The organism is Streptomyces alkaliphilus, assembly GCF_014141535.1.
Lineage (GTDB): Bacteria > Actinomycetota > Actinomycetes > Streptomycetales > Streptomycetaceae > Streptomyces > Streptomyces alkaliphilus.
This window is the reverse complement of sequence record NZ_VKHT01001263.1, coordinates 1-1,206: the sequence shown is the minus strand read 5'-3', so window position 1 is coordinate 1,206 and position 1,206 is coordinate 1. Positions and strand designations below refer to the sequence as shown.

General features: G+C 72.3%; 1 protein-coding gene. It reads right to left on the bottom strand.

The window, feature by feature from the left end; translation table 11 throughout:
• Nucleotides 1-1,206: cytochrome P450 (locus FNQ90_RS23840; RefSeq protein ID WP_182608240.1), on the bottom strand; the 1,206-nt coding region annotated here is incomplete at both ends.

The following is a 1,206-nucleotide window of genomic DNA, read 5'->3' as shown; positions in this document are numbered from 1 at the left end:
GGGCCGAAGTGAAGCGCACGGGGAGGGCGGCCAGGGCGCGGTGGAAGGGGCCGGGCCGCCAGCTCAGCGCGGACCCGGGAACGGAGAGCTGCATGTCGGGCAGCCGGTCCAGCAGGAGCTCGATCGCGGTCTCGGCGATGACCCCGGATATGCCCCGGGCGGGGCAGGCGTGCCGACCGGCGCCGAAGGCGAGGTGGGAGTGGTTCGCGACCCGTTGCTCGGGGTGTGCGGGCCGGGTCGGATCGGTGTTGGCCGCCGCGTGGCTGATCAGTACCGGCACCCCGGTGGGGATGAGGAACCGGCCCCGTGGGTCGCGCAGTGGGTAGGGCTGGGTGGCGTACAGGAAGGAGAAGTTCGCCAGGGGGGAATGCCGCCACAGCACTTCGTTGAGGGCGTCGGCCACGGTGAGGGTGCCACCGGTGAGATCGACGGCGAAGCGGTCGTCGGCCAGGAGCATCATGGTCGCCGTCGAGATCCAGGAGGATTGCGGCACGCTGCCCGCCCCGATGAGCACGACGAGTTGGTGCACCGTTTCCGTGTCCGAGAGCCCGCTCGGGTGCTCCAGCAGCCAGGAGGTGACGTCCGCGCCGGGGGCGGAGCGTTTGGCGGCGACGAGTTCGGCCAGGCAGGCGGCGAGGTTCTGTCCGCCTTCCTGGGCGACGGCGGGTTCCGCGTCGATCATCTGTCGGCAGGCGGTGGCCATGCGGGCGCCGAGTGGGCCCGGGCAGCCGAGGAGTCGGGCGAGAACCATGGCGGGCAGTGGATCGGCGTACCGGGCGACGAGGTCGGTGCTCCCCTCGGACGCGAACCCGTCGATCAGTTCGTTCGCCGTGTGCTGGACGTGGGCCCGTAGCCGGTGGGGGTTGATCCGGCTCAGTGCCAGATCGACCGAGGCGCGCAGCCGCAGGTGCGCTTCTCCGTCGGCGAACCACAGGGACGGGCGCCACCCCATCATGGGGACCACCTCGTTGTCCGCGCGGATCCGGCCTTGTGCCAGCGCGGTCCAGCGGCGGGCGTCCTTGCTGAAGTACGGGCTGCGAAGCACTTCGAGTGCCGCGTCGTAGCCGGTGACCAGGACGGCTTCCACGCCGGGGGCGAGCTCCACGAAATGGGCGGGGCCCGCGGTGCGCAGCCAGGCGTAGGTGGCATCGGGGTCGGCGGCGAATCCGGGTCCGTGGAGGGGCGGGTGCCCGGTCGGCGGGGCCG